The sequence below is a fragment of the Pseudomonas sp. PvP089 genome, assembly GCF_017875165.1.
GTDB classification, from domain to species: Bacteria; Pseudomonadota; Gammaproteobacteria; order Pseudomonadales; family Pseudomonadaceae; genus Aquipseudomonas; species Aquipseudomonas fortuita.
In genome coordinates this window covers 4,514,455-4,530,927 of the sequence record NZ_JAGGME010000001.1, presented here as the reverse complement: position 1 = coordinate 4,530,927, position 16,473 = coordinate 4,514,455, and the positions used below count along the sequence as shown (strand labels likewise).

Sequence of the window (16,473 nt, the reverse complement as noted above, 5' to 3'; positions counted from 1 at the left end):
CCGTCGCCGTGTCCCGATTTGTCTCCGCTGACAATGATGTTGTCCTTGCGCTAGGGCGCATCAAGCGGGCAGGCCAAGGCGCACGACCTCGGCACTGCCTACTGACCCGCCGCTGATACCCAGTCGTCCGGCGCCAGCAGCGCTGGCTAGATAGACCCTGTCCCCGGCGTGGTGGCGCCGGGGCTTCGTGAGGTGCCAGGCAATTCCCTAGAAGCTGTATTTCACATTGACCATCAGGTTACGCGGCGCCCCCCAGAAAACCGTCCCGTAGTTGCCAATGCCACTGTAGTAGTGCTTGTCGAACAGGTTGTTGACGTTAAGGGTTGCCTTCAGATTGCGGGTAAAGTCATAGCCACCCACCAACCCCACCAGCGCATAGGACTTCTGTTCAAACTTGGCAGCCGGGTCGTCGATCGCGTACCAGTCCTCATCGCTTGGCTTGAAGAAGGTCGCACTCTGCCAATACGCATTGCCGCCCACGGTGAACTTGTGCCAATCGCCCTGCAGGCGGTAGTTGGTCGCCAGCTTGAGCAGATGCTGCGGTTGGTTGGTTGCCACGCGCTGGTCATCAGCATCGTGGGATTCGGCGAAGGTGTAGCCCGCCATCACTTGCAGGTCCTTCATCAGCTCGCCGTTTACTTCCAGCTCGACGCCGCGGGTGGTGACGCCTTGCGCCGCCCGGTAGGCGCTGCCGCCACTTGGCGTGGTGCCGCCGGTGAGCACAGCGAAGTTGTCCTGCTTCAGCTCGAACAGGGCCAGGCTGGCATTCAGGCGGTTTTCGAAGTAGGCGCCTTTGATACCGATTTCATAGCTTGCACCGGTAAGTGGGTCGATAGGCTTGCCGTCCGCGCCGAGGCTATACGCCTGGGGTTTGAACACGTCGGTGTAGCTGGCATACACGGTGTGGTACCGGTCCAGGTCGTAGGTGACGCCAGCGTAAGGCACGATTTCGCTGGAGTTGGTGGCGCTGGCCGGGAGGCGGCGACCGATGGCGTTGATCGTGTCGATGTCCCATTTGTAGTCGACGATCCGTGCCCCCAGGATAACGGCCAGCGCGTCGGTAGGTTTCAGGATGGTTGCCGCAAAGCCCACCTTCTGCCGCGCCTCGATATCGAAGGTGGACCACCATTCGAAGTTGGTTGGGGTATCGCCGTAGCCGTCCCACTGGAATACATCGTCGATGACGCCATTGGTCACACCATCATCACGCTTGGAGGTTGATTTGGTGTGGGCGATGCTGTAGCCGAACACGGCTTCATGCACGCGTCCACCCAGCGAGAACGGGCCGCGAGCATACAGGTCCAGGCCTTTTTCCTTGCTGGTGGTGTTGAATTTGCTCGCGGTGCCGTTGTTGTTCACGGCGCCGGTTTCGGGGTCGATGTTGCCGCCGACAAAGCCATGAGAAATGCTGCCGTCTGCCTGAATGGCCTCGCTGCTGATGCCCGAGATCAGCTCGCGCGAGCGGTAATCACGGCTGCTGAGTACGCCCTTGAGTACCCAGTCGTTATCGAAGGTGTGGGCAAGTTCTGCAAAGGCGCGCTGGGTTTCCTGATTGCGCCAGGTCCAGCGGTCGGCGGCGTTGGTATCACGGTCGAACTTGACCGTACGGCCATCGAGAAAGAACGCGGGCAGTGCGCCGGTGGTGCTGCCGTTGTCGTAGTTTTTCTGCACGTCGTAGCCAAGCGTGAACAAGGTGTTCTCGCTGAAGTCGGCTTCCAGCACGCCATAGAAGGTGTTCTGCTCGCCGGTCAGGTACTCGACGTAACTGTGCTGGGATTGGGTGCCAGCGACCATGCGGCCACGGACATTACCGCTGTCGGTCAACGGGCCGGCAAGGTCGAAGTCGGCCTGGTATTTGTCCCAGGACCCGGCGCCTGCGCCGATACGGCCCTGCAGTGCGGCAGTGGGGCGCTTGCGCACCAGGTTGATGACCCCAGAGGGGTTGCCGGCGCCGTTGACCAGGCCGGTTGCGCCCTTCAGTACTTCGACCCGGTCATAGACCAGGCTGTTGCCGATGCTGTAGTTGTCGCGCAATGAGCCGCCGTCGGAGGACAGGCTGGGCACGCCATCGAACTGGTAGTTATCCAGCTTGAAACCGCGCGAGTAGAAGGTAAAGGCTTCGGAGCTTTCCTGGTTGACCGTGACACCGGGCGTTTGCTTCAGCACTTCGGAAACACTTTGCAGGTTCTGGTCGTCCATCTGTTGGCGGGTGACCACGCTGATCGACTGCGGGGTTTTGCGCAGGCTCAGGTTCAGGCGTGTGGCGGCGGCCGTTTCGCCGGTGGTGTAGGAGCCGCTTCCCTCGGTGGTCAGGCCCAAACCTTCACCCGTGATGCTGGTTGCGCCCAGTTGCAGTGCCGAACCAGCATCAACCTGGCTCACCAGCACATAGTCGTTGCCCACCCGCTGGGCCTGCAGCCCACTACCGGCCAGCAGTAGGGCAAACCCCTGTTCGATATTGAAGCGGCCGTGCAGCCCGCTGCTCTGCCGACCCTGGGTCAGCGCCGCATCGAACGACAGCAGCACCCCGGCCTCGCGGGCGAAGCGGTTCAAAGTCGTCATCAACGGCCCTGGGGCGATATCGTAGACGCGGCTGGCCTGTTGCGCTTGGGCCTGGGCGCTCGTCGACAGCAGCGGGGCCAGCAGCCCGGTATGCAGTGCGATGGCGCTGCCAAGCAGCAGGGACGTGAGGTGTTTTCGGCGCGGGTATGGGCAGCTTGTTGTTATAGGCATGACAGCTCCTTCAAATGCCTGTTTGGGCGGTTTGCAGGAGAGCTCGAACGAGAGAGGCCAATCCGACAATGCGGCTGATAATATTTTCACCCGACGCCATTACGTGGCAGGCATCAGCCTGACCCAGTAGCGCGTCCAAGTGCTGATCTTCAGTTGTAGCGCCTCGGCGATCGCCACCAGGGCGCGGTCGGTGTCGTCCAGTGGATACACCCCAGCCAGGCGCAGCCCGGCCACGTCGTCACTGCAACTCAGCACGCCGGGGCGGTAGCGCTGCAGTTCGGCCAAGGCGCGGCGCAGCGGCCAGCCGTCGAGCACCAGCTGCCCCTCGCGCCACGCGGTGCGAGCCAGGTCGGCTGGGCGTGGCTCGGGCAGCGGGCCGTTGTCGAAGGCCAGGGCCATCCCTGCGTCAACCCGCACCTCGCGGGCGCTCGCAGCGTTGCGCACTGCAACGGCGTGTTCGATAACGGACAGCTCGGTGCAGTCGGCACGCAGGCGCACGGTGAAATCAGTGCCCAGGGCACGCATCTCGCCATGCACCGTGCGCACGCGCAGCGGACGCGGGTCGCTGGCAGTGCGTATGGCGATTTCTCCCTCGACCAGGACGATCAGGCGTTGCTCTGTGCTATAGCGGATATCGACGACAGAGGCGGTATTGAGCGTCAGCCGCGTGCCGTCCTGCAGGGTCAGGCTGCGGCGTTCGCCGGTCGCCGTACGCACATCGGCCAACCAGACAGGGGCATTGCGGTAGCCCGTCCAGGCTACCCCAGCCAGCCCCATACCCAGTACCAGCGTCTTGAGCACCGTACGCCGTCCCGTCCCGATCTGGCCTGCGGCAAGGGTGTGCCTTGCCAGCGGGCCATGCACGCCGGCCAGGCCTGCCTGCAACTGCTCCAGGCGCCCCCAGGCCCAACCGTGCAAGGGTGACTGCTCGAGCCAGGCTTGCCACTGTGCCCGGTTTTGCGGGCAGTCAGGTGCGGCGAGAAAGCGCGCATGCCAGTGTGCCGCTTCGCGCAGGGCCTGGCGCTGGTCGGAGGGGCTCACAGTTGCGCATCGAAAGCGAACAGCAGGCAACGTTCGGTGGCCTTGGCCATGTACTTCGTCACCGAACTGACAGACACACCGAGGCGCTGTGCGACCTCTGGGTAGGTCAGGCCATCCAGTTGCACGTACAGGAAGGTATCGCGCACTTTCTGGCCCAGCCCGTCGAGCATGGCGTTCAATTGCATCAAGGTTTCCAGCATCAGCAGGCGCTGCTCGGGCGAGCACTCTTCGAGTACCGGCTGGCTGCCGAGGAACTCCAGGTAGGCTTGCTCAAGGTTGCGTCGGCGCAGCTGGTCGATCATCACCCGCCGCGCTACGGTGGCCAGAAAGCTGCGAGGCTCTGCCAACGGCTGGCGTAGCGCGCTGCTGATCAGACGCAGAAAGGTGTCCTGGGTAATATCGGCCGCCCGGTCTGCATTACCCAGGCGTCGGCGAATCCAGCCTTGCAGCCATTGGCTGTGGTCGCGGTACAGGGCATGCATCTCATCATGCCGGGCTGATGCGGGCGGCTGCGGGTAGGGCACCTGGATCTTCCTGATTATAAAGTGCGGATAAGAATTGATCGCAATTATAGGGCTATCAGGATGCTTTGCAATGTCAGTGATTTTGAGGAGCTGAGCTGCAGGGCCCGTACCAAGGGGCAGCAGAATCAACGTGCAGGTGTTGCTGCTTCTTGGGCAGGAATGGCGTATCAAGCGTGCCCAGGGCTATCGAAACCCAGTCGGCAAACTCACCTTCGGAGCGTGACCAGAACAAGGTCGAGCCGCACTCTACGCAAAATTCCCGCATCACCCTCGGCGAAGACGCATAGGTCTTGATACTGGTGGCGCCACGAAGGATACGCAGCATGCTGCGCGGAACACTGCCGTATGAAGCGAATGCTGCCCCGTGCCCTTTGCGGCATTGGCTGCAATGGCAGTGGCTCACAGCTTTTGGCGGGGTAAGCAGCAGGTAACTGACCGCTGCGCACAAGCAGCTTCCTTGGTATGCCTCTTTCACTGGCGCTTCCGTGCAGGTGGAAAACGCCAGCGTAACCGCCCCGGCGGGATCAGTCGACCGTGGCACGCCTGCACACCTGCTTCGGTGTCCGCATGGTATCGATAACGAGCATGCAAAATTATTTTTCAGCCGGTGCATCCAGAACGGCACCCGATGGGTAGTTCTTATCAGGCAGTCGATGATTGCCTGACCCCAGACCCTTACGGAGTTCGCCCCATGATCATCAAGCCCGCTTTCTCCCTGCTCGCTGCCTGCCTCGTACTTGCATCTGGCGCCGCCCATGCCCAGTCAGGCGTCCCGGACGCAATCAAGGTTCCCGACGGCCACGCCATCATGCTGGAAACCGTCGGTGTCGGTGAGATCACCTACGAATGCCGCGACAAGGCCAGTGCGCCAGGCCAGATGGAGTGGGTTTTCGTCGGCCCCAAGGCGGTCCTGAACGATCGTAGCGGCAAGCCTGTGGGTGACTATTTTGGTCCTCCGGCCACCTGGCAGGCCAAGGACGGTTCGAAAGTGACCGGTACCCAGCTTGCCGTAGCCCCGGCCGCCAAAGGGGACATTCCGTATCAACTGGTCAAGGCCAACCCTGCCGAGGGCAAGGGTGCAATGCAAGGGGTCAGTTACATCCAGCGCCTGGCGACGCGCGGGGGAGTAGCGCCTTCGATGGACTGCACAGCGCAGAGCAAAGGGGCGCAGCAGGTCGTCAAGTACCAGGCGGACTACGTGTTCTGGTCAGCCAAATGACCAGGGCTTGAGCAGCACACCAGCGATTGATCATCTACGCTGCTGGAGGTGCCCCAAGCTGGTAAGCCAGGGCACCGTCCAGGTTTCATGACGAAGGAACGACCCCATTTTGAATTCGCCTGTGCTTCCCTTTGATTTCGAGGGCTGTCTTGCTGCTTGTGCTCAAGGAGACCGCCACGCCTTGCAGGCGCTCTATGAGCAGGAGGGGGCCCGTTTACTGGGTGTGGCACGGCGCATTGCCCGCGACCAGGCGAGCGCGGAGGATATCGTTCACGATGCCTTTGTCCGTATCTGGACACATGCAGCCAGCTATGACCCCTCGCGCGGGTCTGCCCGGGGCTGGGTCTACAGCATCACCCGTCACCTGGCGCTGAACTGCGTGCGAGACAGCCGCTGGGAAACCGAGCTGGACGAGCCTGGCATGATCGCAACTGCAAGCCCGGAATTGGACGACCTGCAACTGTGGTCAGGCTCGGCGAAAATCTATCGCTGCCTTGAGCGACTGCAACCCGCTCCCCGGCGCTGCATCCTGCACGCGTATGTGGACGGTTGCAGCAATGCCGAAATCGCAACCCTGCTGGGGGCGCCGCTGGGCACTGTGAAGGCATGGATCAAGCGAAGCCTGAAGGCCCTGCGAGAGTGCATGACATGAAGCCGACCCCTGGTGATGACAGCGCCGAGCAGCTGGACGACCTTGCAGCCGAGTACGTACTGGGCACCTTGAGCGGCGAACAGCGTGCTGCCATGCAGGTGCGGTTGGCGTCGGAGCCGGCCGTACGTGCCGCAGTGGACGCATGGGAGGCCCGCCTGCTCGAACTGGCTACGCGGGTTGAGCCCGTCACGCCAAGCCGCCGCCTGTGGGGCCGAATCGAGCGAAGCCTGGCGCAGGTCAACCCGCCCAGGCGCCAACGGCCTGCCGGTTGGCAGCGACTTGGACTGTGGCAGGGGCTGAGCGCTGCGGGGCTTGCGGCGAGCTTGCTGCTGGCCTTTGCGCTATTGACCAAGGCGCCACCTGTGACCACCTACATGGTGGTGCTGGTAGCGCCGTCGGGCCAGGCCCCGGGGTGGGTCGTGCAAGCCAACGATGCGAGCATGATCGAACTGATCCCGCTTGGCCTGGACGATGTGCCCGAAGGCATGACCTTGCAGTTCTGGACCAAGGGCGAGCAGTGGCGCGCACCTGTTTCGTTGGGGCTGGTCAAACCTGGCGAGCAGTACCGCGTGCCGTTGAGGCGTTTGCCTGAGCTTGAGCCCAACCAGTTGTTCGAGCTGACCCTTGAGAAGGCGGGGGGCTCACCCACGGGTGCACCAACGGGCCCAGTGAAGTTCATTGGCCGCGCGGTGAAGGTAATATGAGCCAGACAGGGCACAGGTGATACGCAGTGGCTTGGCCGACCGATGATTCCAGGTTTAAAGTCAACTCAAGGTCGCTAGCATTTTCCAAGTGGGCTACGAGGATAGGTGAACTGGCGAAGATCAGCGGGCGCGCTGATCCTGCAACAGCTCTCCATGGCAGTGCGTACTCGCCAGTATCGGAGATGGATAGAAGAGGCTTCGCGTAATGGCCTGGGAGAGGCAGGGTGAGCCTGCGATAGGAATCTCCCCGATGGCCTCAAAATGCGACTGACCGACGATGCTCAGCCGTTGCCACCACCCTGCCGCGCTTGAGCACCATAAGCCGTGTCGGCAGGTCGAGAATGACATCGGCCACAGCACGGCAATCCATCATCACCAGGTCGGCATCATTGCCCACCGCCAAACCGTAGTGTTTCAAGCCCAAGGCTTTGGCAGGGTTTGTCGTGAGCATCGACAACACGGTGGCTTGATCATCCGCGCCGCCCAAGTGGCACGCGGGAATGGCCATTTGTGCAATGTGCAGCAGGTCGCCTGTGCCATACGGGGTGAAGGCGTTCCGGATGTTGTTGGTGGCCAGGCAAACCGTCACACCGCCGTCGCGCAGCGCACGTACAGGTGTCAGGGTGCGTCTGACATTGTGACTGTCACCCCGGGCTCCCAGGTGCAGGTCGGTGGCAGGCAGGCACATCACGCTGATGCCGGCCTCGCGTAGCAACGCAATGACCTGCGCCTGTCGCGCAGGCGAGACGGCGGCCAGGCTGGTCAGATGCCCCACGCAGACCCGCCCCTGGTAGCCTTCGGCAATGGTTCGACGTGCCACGTATTCAATGGTCATGTGCTCGGCGTCATCGGCGAAATCCTGGTGCAAGTCGATGTCTTTGCCATAGCGCTTGGCCAAATCAAAGACGAAATCAATGTGCTCCAGCGGTGACTCGTCGTTGTAGGGAATGCCGCCCACCACATCGGCCCCCATCTCCATTGCCTGGGTCATCATGGCCTGCATGCCAGGCAGCTTGAGAATGCCTTCTTGCGGAAAGGCTACGACCTGGATGTCGATCACCTCGCGGAACTGCTCGCGCAACTCCAGCACCACTTCGAGCCCCGTGAAGCCCTGGGCGGGGTCGAATTCGGCGTGGGCACGCACGTGCGTGGTACCGGCCTGCACCAGTGCGCGCAGTACCTGGATCGAACGTTCGCGGATATCTTCACGGGTCAGTGTGGGCTTCAGTTCAGCAGTGACGGCTATCGCTTCCTTCAAGGTGCCGGAGCGATTGGCTTTGCGCTGCATGACGTAAGCTTTTTCAAGGTGCAGGTGGCCTTCGACAAACCCGGCAACCAGCACTTTGCCGTGGCCTTGCACTTCGTGCTCTGCCGTGGTGTCGATGTGTTGCGCGATCTCGGCGATTTTGCCTGCTCGCACAGCCACATCTACCAGTGGCTGGGCATCGTCAATGCGTACACTTCGAAATATCAGGTCCATCAACTTCAGTCCTCATAGTGAGTGCTGTTGCGCTACGAAGGCCGGGCTCAATTATTCGAGCAACCATTGCCCATCACGCGGTACTCAAGCACATGCTCTTTGCCTTGGGAGTCTTCGTACGTCATGCGAGCAGGCACTACCTGGCAAACATCCGGCACTTCGCTCATGGAAATGACGCGAGCGATATCGAGGTGCTGGCCATAGCTGTACTGTTCAACCGGCAGCGGGTCGACCTGTTGCTCAACGCCGGCAGCCATGGCCACGTTGCACAGCCCGCTTAGTATCAATGCGAACAACGCTTTCAATTTGATCACCTTCAGGTTGTGGTTCGGCCGCAAAATTGCGGCCGAACCCATGTGTCAGCCAAATCAGAACGGTTTGGTGGGCAGGTATTTGCCATCCAGGGTGATTACCGCGCGCGAGCCACCCTCGGGGTCTTCGACTTTCTTGATGTCCAGCTTGAAATTGATGGCACTGATGATGCCGTCGCCGAACTTTTCATGAACAAGCGCCTTCAAGGTGGTGCCGTACACTTGCAACATCTCGTAAAAGCGGTAGATGGTGGGGTCGGTCGGGATACCGTTTTGAATGCTGCCGCGCAGTGGCACTGTCTGCAGCAGTGCGATGGCGTCCGCGTCGAGGCCGAGCTTGTCGCCCACCACCTGGGCAGCGCTCGCTGGCAGCGGGTGCTGGCCCAACAGTGCAGCGGTGACGAACGCTTCGGACAAGCCGGTACCCTCGGTGATCTGGGAGAACGACAGGTCTTTGCGGGCTTTGGCCAGAAGGATGACTTCGCTCAGGGCAAGGCGGGCGTTCTGGTTGATTTGCGATTGGATCATGGTGTTTCTCCTTGGTTGAAAGATGTTCAGGCAACACGCTTGGGTTGATGGGAAACGGCGTGTACTTCGGGGTTGTGGGCGAGGGATACGAAGGTGCCGGTACTGCCATCGAAGGCCTCGATCAGCCCGCTTTCGATGTCGTAGATCCAGCCATGCAATGTCACGCGGCCTTCTTCCAAGGCCAGGCGCACCGAGGGGTGGGTCTGGATGTTGGCAAGCTGGGCGATCACGTTTTCGCGCACCATGGCTTCGACTTTGGCCTGCGGGCCGAAATGGTTGCGGGCTGCGTTTACCACGCGGGCCGAGTCGGCGTAGCGCAGCCAACCGGCCACTGCGGGCATGTGGTCCAGGCATTTGCAGGTGGCGATGGCCGTCATGGCACCGCAGTCGGAGTGGCCGCAGATGACGATGTCAGAAACCTGCAAGGCCGCCACGGCGTATTCGACCGAGGCCGATACACCTCCAGGCTCGGGGCCGTAGGACGGCACGATGTTGCCTGCATTGCGGATGACGAACAGGTCTCCGGGTTCGCGCTGGGTGACCAGCTCGGGCACCAGGCGGCTGTCGGAGCATGAGATGAACAGTGCACGTGGGCTTTGCTGGCTGGCCAAATCCTTGAACAGTTTGACGCGCTCGGGGTAGGCCTCTTTCTGGAACTTCAGAAACCCGTCGATGATGTCTTTCATGGTTGACTCCTTGAATGACGCGATGTGTTGAAGCAAAGGTTACGCAGCCCCTTCAATAAGGTAAAAGTCTGATTTATGATCTAGTCCATCAGATAATCTTATAGGTGCGTTCATGCTTGCCCGGCACATCCAGTACTTCATCGCAGTGGCAAATCACCGCAGTTTCACGCGCGCCGCAGCGGCCTTGCATGTGTCTCAGCCGGCCTTGTCGCAGCAGGTCCGGCAGCTGGAAGAGAGTCTTGGAACACTGTTGTTCGATCGCTCTGGCCGGACCACGCGCTTGACGGATGCCGGCGAGGTTTACCTGCGTTATGCCAAGCGAGCTGCGCAGGAACTGCAGGAAGCAAAACGAGCGATTGATGACCTCGGCGATCTGAGTCGCGGGTCACTTCGGGTGGGGGTAACACCAACATTCACCAGCTACCTCGTTGGCCCGCTGGTTGAAGCGTTCTATGGGCGGTACCCGAACATCACGCTGGTGGTGCGTGAGATCGCTCAAGAGGCGATGGAAGAACTGTTGTTGGCCGACGAGGTTGATGTGGGCATTGCGTTCGACAATGGCCATCATCTGGACCTGGAGGCCCAAGCGCTACTGGTCGAAACCCTCGCGCTGGTGGTCGGCAAGCATCATCCTCTAGCCACGACGGGCAGTATTGGCCTGGAGGCGTTGAACTCAGAATCGTTGATACTCTTGAGCGCCGAATTCGCCACGCGTGAGCAGATCGACAGCTACTGCCGCCAACACAACATTCGCCCGCACGTACAAGTGGAAGCCAATACCATCAGTGCGCTTATCGAAGTGGTCAGCAGGACCACGCTCTCGACCTTGTTGCCGGCCACCATCGCCCAGGCTCACGAGCAGCTGGTCGCTATCGAGCTAGACCCGCAGCGCCTGCAACGCACTGCTGTTCTGATGCAACGAAAAGGGGTTTACCAAACGGCTGCAGCCAGGGCCTTTGTCGAATTGGCGATGAAAGTGGCCAAGCAACTTGAGTCGCCAGGCCGCTCCGTTCAGCGGATGTAAAAGGGTGCCGTTGGCCGCTATCGACCCTTGAAAATGCTGAAAAATAATCCGGCATGGCGTCAGGCGCGGGCATTCTGTTCCACGTCGCAGCCGCTTCGTTAGGGTTGCGCCTTCTGATGCAAACCGCGGTGGCCGCTTTCTCGGTGATCAAGCTCTGCCGGCTATCTGCTCTGGCTCGGGGAAAGCGGCGGAGCTTCGAATGAGCCCCGCGTTGTCATCAAGACACTGAAGGATCGTTGGCCAGCTTCGCATGGGTGGCCAGTTCTTCAGTGATGAAGGCCGAAATCATTGCCCGGTAGACCTGCTCTACGACCTCAGCCGAGGCACCATTCTCTGCAGCCATTTCACGAACCTTTCTTATCACTTGCTCGACCCGAGCAGGCGCACGCACATCATCGGTGGTTTTCTTGAAGGCAGCCGCTTGGGTCACAAGCCGGCCCCGTTTGGCGAGAAGCGAAACAAGGTTGCGGTCGATTTCATCGATCCCTTGGCGGACTTCGTCCAGAGAGGTGCAACGTACGTCCATTTGCCTGACTTCCTTTTCATGAGCCTACGTTTGGTTAGGGCAGGCAGTTGCTGGTGGTTTGGGGCTGTATTGTAGCCTCTGGTGAATGTCCGCAACGGGCCGGTTAGCGCCTCTGGATTGGGTTGGCCATCCTTGTCCTACCTCACATGGAGGACAAGCCATGAACGCCATTACGACCAGCAACCATCAGCCTTGGAACAAAGCAAAATTGGTCGGGCAGAAAGCTCCGCTCCGACTGAAAGATATCTGGGCCATTCGGGTAAGGCTCCAAATCGCGGAGGAAACTCGTGATTTAGCCCTTTTCGATCTGGCCATCGATAGCAAGCTACGAGCCTGCGATCTGACCAAGCTTCGCGTACGCGACGTTGCTCATGGGGAGCACGTGTCATCGCGGGCGATAGTGATGCAGCAGAAAACCCAACGTCCCGTACAGTTTGAAATTACAGAGCAAACGCGGCTGGCCCTACAGGCGTGGATACATCAAGCCCAACTCCACAGCGAGGATTGTCTTTTCCCAAGCCGGCTACACGCCTCAGCGCATCTCTCCACCCGGCAGTACGCCCGAATCGTCAAGGCGTGGATAAAGTCTATTGGGCTAGATCCTGCTAGGTACGGCACCCACACGATGAGACGTACAAAGGCATCGCTGATCTATCGCAGGACAAAGAACCTGAGAGCAGTTCAGCTCCTGCTCGGCCATACAAAGCTTGAAAGCACGGTGCGATACCTGGGCAGTGAAGTCGATGACGCATTGGAGATGGCAGAGCAGACGGAGGTCTGACAGCGTCCAGCGACGGTCGAGGAATGACCGTCGCGATTCGACCCATATCTGCCGCTCACGGACGGTCACGTCCGGCCCGGGAAGTATCTATCCGTGAGCTTTCTTAACCACTTCAAGCTTGCATGCGCCCTTTGCACGGCAGCCATTTTTCAGGCCGCGATTGTCAGTAATCTTAGTTGCGCGAGAGTAAATCAGGCGATTTACCGGCTGCCATCTGATAGTCGAAACTCTACTGTGAGGTGACTGACTTCGTGAACAGGTTTGAGCCGCTCACGAATGCTGTCGGCGTTCGCAGTGGCGTCGCCAAGGACGCTGACGATGGCAGCATGGGCTTGTGGCCCAACCCGCCAGACGTGCAGGTCCGTAATGGAGGCATCTCCCGGCTTCTCAACCAGTTCGCGAATTTCCTCGGCAACGTGCATATCTGTCTGGTCCAGCAGTACCCCAGCTGTAATCCCCATCAAGCTCCAGGCCCAACGTGCGATGACAATGGCGCCTACGATGCCCATGGCCGGGTCCAGCCACACCCAGCCGAGATATCGCCCGGCGAGCAGTGCAATTATGGCCAGCACCGAAGTGAGTGCGTCAGCGATGACATGGACGTAGGCCGACTTCAGGTTGTTGTCATGGCCGTGATGGGCATGGCCGTGATCATCATGATCGTGCCCATGACTGTGCCCGTGACCCAGCAACAGCGCACTGACGAGGTTGACGACCAGGCCGACAACTGCGATGAGCGTAGCAGTACCGAACTGAACATCTGTTGGCTGCAAGAGGCGCATGACAGACTCAACTGCGATGCCCAGGGCGACCAGGCCGAGAATCAGTGCCGAAGCGAACCCGCCCAGGTCACCAACCTTGCCGGTGCCGAAACTGTAGCGCTGGCTGGATGCATGACGTCTTGCGTATCCGTAAGCGACTGCGGCGATGCCCAGCGCCCCGGCGTGGGTTGCCATGTGAAAGCCGTCGGCGAGCAACGCCATCGAGCCTGTGAGATAGCCGGCGGTGATCTCGCCAATCATCATCACAACAGTCAGGGCCACAACCCAAAGCGTACGCTTGGCATTTTCGTCGTGGGCCGAGCCAAGGAACATGTGGTCGTGTGTGTGGTTGATGTTGATGCTGTTCATGGACGTGTTCACTTGGAGTAGCGTCGGATGGCTTCCAGTAGCTCTTCGACACCCTTGCTACGCTCTTCTTCGCTGAGTGCTGGGTTAGCGACATGCTCCCGTGCATGGTCCTCGATGATTTCCTCCATCAAGCCATTGATGGCTCCGCGAGTAGCGGCAACAAGGTGAAGTGTTTTGGCGCAATCGTGGTCTGATTCCAATGCCCGTTCAACGGCTTGGATTTGCCCGGCGATGCGTTTTACGCGCTTGAGAAGATCGTCTTTGTTTGCTGCGATATGACCCATGGGATACCCCCTATACCTATCTACGCCTATGATAGGCATACCCCCTATACCTATGCAAGGTCGTTGCCCGAAACCCCAGGCAGGTAAAGTCAGATAAGAGCTAGAGGGAACGGGTATCTGTTTGTACCGACAGCTGTTCTCCGCAAAGGGCAGCTTCGGGTCGATAGCAGTCTGCGATCGGCTGACTTCAACCCTGAGCGGGCACCATCTGCATCGGGGCCGCTTCGCGCCCCATCGCCGACAAGCCCGGCTCCCACTGGTACAGTGCTGGCCTGAAAGCTGGTGACACCCCTGCGAAAGCCAGAGGCCAGCACAGTACTTCCAGGTCACCGACGCCGTCAGGTTGCTCGGGGCGCTGTAACTGGCAGGCGTGAACCAGGCATGCCAGTCGTGCATCTATTGTCGCGTCTATTTCAGAAGCTGTACCGGGCAGTGACAGTGAAGTTACGCAGATCACCATAGACGTCGTACGGGCTCCAGGTGTTGTTGCTGGCGATTCCCTGGTAGTACTTCTTGTCAAACACGTTGTTCACGTTCAACCGCGTGTCGAGCTTCTCGCTAACCTTGTAGCCCACCATCAACCCGTATACCGCGTAAGCACCTTGGTCGATGTGATAATTGCCGAACGCATTGGAACCTTTGTTGAAGATGCTGCTCTGGGCATAGACGTTGCCGCCGACACGCCATTTGTGCAACTCGCCCGGCAAGGTGTAGGTGGTGCTGAGCTTGAACAGGTGTTCGGGCAGGTCGGTGTCGAACTTCGTGCCCTCTTTGGTTTTGTCGGCGTCCTTGCGGTATTGGGTCTGCGAGTAGGTGTAGCCAGCGCCCACCTGCCAGTTCGGGGTCAATGCCCCCATCAACTCCAGGTCGATACCCTGGGTACGCACCTTGCCGGAGGCTTCGTAGCAGGTAAAGTTGGTGCAACCGGCCTGGTCGGTAGTTTCCGCCGCGCGATTTTCCTGATCGATCTGGAAGACAGCCACGCTGGCATTGAGCGCGCCGTCGAAGTACTCACCCTTGATACCTATTTCGTAGTTCTTGCCTTCGATCGGGCGGATGATCGAGGCATCTCGGGCCAGTTCCGACTGGGGCATGAAGATATCGGTGTAGCTTGCGTAGACCGAGTGATGGTCATCGAGGTCGTAGATCACGCCGGCGTAACGGGTAACGTTACGGGTTACCTTGTAGTCGGCATTGGTGTAGTAGCCATCATTGATCTCGCTGTACACCGACTGGTTGTCATACCAGTCCAAACGCGCGCCAACGATCAGCTTGAGCGGGTCGGCCAGGTTGATCCGGGTGGTGGCATAAACCCCTTCCTGCTCGACGTGCTCGCTGAGGGTGTAGATGTCGGCCACAGAAGGCTTGCTCACACCACTTGGGTTGACGCTGAACAGATCGTCGACCGGCAGGAACACGGTACCGCCGTGGGCGCTGGTCTTGACTTCACGCTTGCTGGCACCGACCACCAGCTCATGCTGGCGCTCGAGCAACTTGAACGGGCCACTGGCGTACACATCGTAGGTGGACTGGTCATAGTCACGCCGCTGGTTGAACACCCGCTGGCGGAGAACTTCTGCAGCCGGCGTGCCGGTGCGCTCGAACACCGCCCCTTGCATGGCAAAGTCCGACCAGCTCTTGGAAGCGGCCAGGTGCAGGCGCCAGTCGTTGCCAAAGCGGTGGTCGAGCTCGGCGAAAGCCGTGGTGTTGTCGATGTCCTGATAGCTCCAGTCGTAACCAACGTTAGTGGAGCGGGAGTAACCGACGTGGCTGCCATCACGGTTGACCGGCAGGCCACCCCAGTTGATGTTGTTATTGTCGTTCTGGTTGGAGGCACCCAGGCTCAGGGTGGTGCTGTCGGTCAGGTCGAACTCGGTGATGCCATAGAACAGGCCACGCTCGCGACCCGCGTAGTCCTGGTAGCTGTCCTTGTCGTGGTAGGCGCCCACGAAACGCCCGCGCACGCTGGCGCTGTCACTGAGCGGGCCACTGAGGTCCAGCTCGCCGCGGTAGTTGTCCCAACTGCCGGCGGAACCTGTGACGCTGCCCTGGAACTGCTGGGTGGGCCGTTTGCGCACCATGTTGATCGCCGCCGACGGGTTGCCTGCACCCTGCATCATGCCCGTGGCACCGCGCACGATTTCGACCCGGTCATACGGGGCCATATCGGCTGCGGCGACCCAGTCGGCGTTGTAGGTTGTCGGCAAGCCGTCGAACATCAGGTTGGTGACGGGAAAGCCACGCGAGAAATACTCGCTGTTGGCTGGGCGTGCTGCCGACATCCGCAGGCCGGGGGTGGCCTGCACCACGTCATCGAGGCTGCGCATGGCCTGGTCGTCCATCCGTTGCCGGGTGATGACCGTTACCGACTGCGGCGTTTCGCGTATGGACAAAGGCAGCTTGGTGGCGCTCTGCATGGCGCTGGAGGTGTATGAACCAGTGCCTTCGGTGGTACTGCCAAGAGCCTGCCCGGTGATGCTGGTGGCCCCCAGCACCACCGCGCCATCGCCACCGTCAACCAGCAAATAGATGCCGTTGGCCTGGCGCACTGCCTGCAGGTTGCTACCAGCAAGCAGCGTGGCAAAACCGCCCGCGACGCTGTAGCTGCCCCTGAGCCCAGCGGAGCGGCGGCCCTCGGTACTGGCACCGTCGAACGACAGTGTAACGCCCGCGGCGCTGGCGAATTGACCCAAGGTTTCGGTCAGCGAACCCGGTGCAATATCGTAGCTGCGGGTTTGCTCCTGGGCCGCCGATGCGGCAACGGCATTGCCCCCTGCCATGTACATTGCGCCCAAAGCCAGGTGTACGGCCAATGCCAATGCTGGATGCGACTGTCGCGTGTTGCTCATG

Annotated in this window: 17 protein-coding genes and 1 pseudogene; 6 read left to right on the top strand and 12 right to left on the bottom strand. The window is 60.4% G+C overall.

Annotated features, from left to right (window positions below; all coding sequences use genetic code 11):
* Positions 1 to 207 precede the first annotated feature (207 nt).
* From J3A71_RS20715 to J3A71_RS20700, 4 genes are all read right to left on the bottom strand, one after another.
* Entirely contained in the window at positions 208 to 2,733 is a 2,526-nt protein-coding gene (locus J3A71_RS20715; protein WP_096425815.1) for a TonB-dependent siderophore receptor, read from the bottom strand.
* A 99-nt stretch (positions 2,734 to 2,832) separates the two neighbouring features.
* Positions 2,833 to 3,774, bottom strand: a complete 942-nt coding sequence (locus J3A71_RS20710) for a FecR domain-containing protein (RefSeq protein WP_060518366.1) — start codon at positions 3,772 to 3,774, stop codon at positions 2,833 to 2,835.
* Positions 3,771 to 4,256: a sigma-70 family RNA polymerase sigma factor gene (locus J3A71_RS20705; protein WP_033692634.1), complete on the bottom strand. Its 486-nt coding sequence runs from the start codon at positions 4,254 to 4,256 to the stop codon at positions 3,771 to 3,773. The genes J3A71_RS20710 and J3A71_RS20705 overlap by 4 nt, the downstream gene beginning before the upstream one ends.
* Positions 4,257 to 4,371: 115 nt before the next feature.
* The gene (locus J3A71_RS20700; RefSeq protein ID WP_082422023.1) at positions 4,372 to 4,773 is read right to left on the bottom strand and encodes a GFA family protein; all 402 of its coding nucleotides are present in this window, start codon (positions 4,771 to 4,773) and stop codon (positions 4,372 to 4,374) included.
* 216 nt (positions 4,774 to 4,989) lie between these two features.
* On the opposite strand from J3A71_RS20700, the gene J3A71_RS20695 reads away from it, so the two are divergent.
* From J3A71_RS20695 to J3A71_RS20685, 3 genes are all read left to right on the top strand, one after another.
* A complete protein-coding gene (locus tag J3A71_RS20695) occupies positions 4,990 to 5,517 on the top strand; it encodes a DUF3455 domain-containing protein (RefSeq protein ID WP_145914506.1) in 528 nt (175 codons plus the stop codon).
* A gap of 109 nt (positions 5,518 to 5,626) precedes the next feature.
* Complete coding sequence (locus J3A71_RS20690; protein ID WP_095116862.1) at positions 5,627 to 6,169, top strand: sigma-70 family RNA polymerase sigma factor; 543 nt, start codon at positions 5,627 to 5,629, stop codon at positions 6,167 to 6,169.
* Positions 6,166 to 6,873 (top strand): anti-sigma factor, encoded by a 708-nt coding sequence (locus tag J3A71_RS20685; RefSeq protein ID WP_060518362.1) that lies wholly within the window; start codon positions 6,166 to 6,168, stop codon positions 6,871 to 6,873. Before J3A71_RS20690 ends, J3A71_RS20685 begins: the two co-directional genes overlap by 4 nt.
* Before the next feature lie 256 nt (positions 6,874 to 7,129).
* Here the strand turns inward: J3A71_RS20685 and J3A71_RS20680 are convergent, their stop codons facing one another.
* From J3A71_RS20680 to J3A71_RS20665, 4 genes are all read right to left on the bottom strand, one after another.
* On the bottom strand, positions 7,130 to 8,353 hold the full coding sequence (locus J3A71_RS20680; protein WP_095116865.1) for an amidohydrolase family protein: 1,224 nt from the start codon (positions 8,351 to 8,353) through the stop codon (positions 7,130 to 7,132).
* 47 nt (positions 8,354 to 8,400) lie between these two features.
* The gene (locus tag J3A71_RS20675) at positions 8,401 to 8,658 is read right to left on the bottom strand and encodes a DUF2790 domain-containing protein (protein ID WP_031311697.1); all 258 of its coding nucleotides are present in this window, start codon (positions 8,656 to 8,658) and stop codon (positions 8,401 to 8,403) included.
* A 63-nt stretch (positions 8,659 to 8,721) separates the two neighbouring features.
* Complete coding sequence (gene cynS / locus J3A71_RS20670; protein WP_023047166.1) at positions 8,722 to 9,192, bottom strand: cyanase; 471 nt, start codon at positions 9,190 to 9,192, stop codon at positions 8,722 to 8,724.
* Positions 9,193 to 9,218: 26 nt separating this feature from the next.
* Positions 9,219 to 9,878, bottom strand: a complete 660-nt coding sequence (locus J3A71_RS20665) for a carbonic anhydrase (RefSeq protein ID WP_209953184.1) — start codon at positions 9,876 to 9,878, stop codon at positions 9,219 to 9,221.
* A 112-nt stretch (positions 9,879 to 9,990) separates the two neighbouring features.
* Between J3A71_RS20665 and cynR the strand changes: the two genes are divergently transcribed.
* Both cynR and J3A71_RS31520 read left to right on the top strand, forming a co-directional pair.
* Entirely contained in the window at positions 9,991 to 10,902 is a 912-nt protein-coding gene (gene cynR / locus J3A71_RS20660) for a transcriptional regulator CynR (RefSeq protein ID WP_023047164.1), read from the top strand.
* A 47-nt stretch (positions 10,903 to 10,949) separates the two neighbouring features.
* Positions 10,950 to 11,082 (top strand): annotated as a pseudogene (locus J3A71_RS31520) (LysE family translocator); the annotation flags it as partial.
* Positions 11,083 to 11,119: 37 nt separating this feature from the next.
* Here the strand turns inward: J3A71_RS31520 and J3A71_RS20655 are convergent.
* Positions 11,120 to 11,428, bottom strand: a complete 309-nt coding sequence (locus tag J3A71_RS20655) for a chorismate mutase (protein WP_023047163.1) — start codon at positions 11,426 to 11,428, stop codon at positions 11,120 to 11,122.
* 160 nt (positions 11,429 to 11,588) lie between these two features.
* Here J3A71_RS20655 and J3A71_RS20650 point away from each other — a divergent pair, with 160 nt between their 5' ends.
* Positions 11,589 to 12,209, top strand: coding sequence for a tyrosine-type recombinase/integrase (locus J3A71_RS20650; protein WP_209953182.1), 621 nt, complete (start codon positions 11,589 to 11,591; stop codon positions 12,207 to 12,209).
* 200 nt (positions 12,210 to 12,409) lie between these two features.
* On the opposite strand, the gene dmeF is transcribed toward J3A71_RS20650, so the two are convergent.
* From dmeF to J3A71_RS20635, 3 genes are all read right to left on the bottom strand, one after another.
* Positions 12,410 to 13,339, bottom strand: a complete 930-nt coding sequence (gene dmeF, locus J3A71_RS20645) for a CDF family Co(II)/Ni(II) efflux transporter DmeF (protein WP_023047161.1) — start codon at positions 13,337 to 13,339, stop codon at positions 12,410 to 12,412.
* An 8-nt stretch (positions 13,340 to 13,347) separates the two neighbouring features.
* The gene (locus tag J3A71_RS20640) at positions 13,348 to 13,623 is read right to left on the bottom strand and encodes a metal/formaldehyde-sensitive transcriptional repressor (RefSeq protein ID WP_031311694.1); all 276 of its coding nucleotides are present in this window, start codon (positions 13,621 to 13,623) and stop codon (positions 13,348 to 13,350) included.
* A 413-nt stretch (positions 13,624 to 14,036) separates the two neighbouring features.
* A complete protein-coding gene (locus tag J3A71_RS20635; RefSeq protein WP_060518354.1) occupies positions 14,037 to 16,472 on the bottom strand; it encodes a TonB-dependent receptor in 2,436 nt (811 codons plus the stop codon).
* Position 16,473 lies beyond the last annotated feature (1 nt).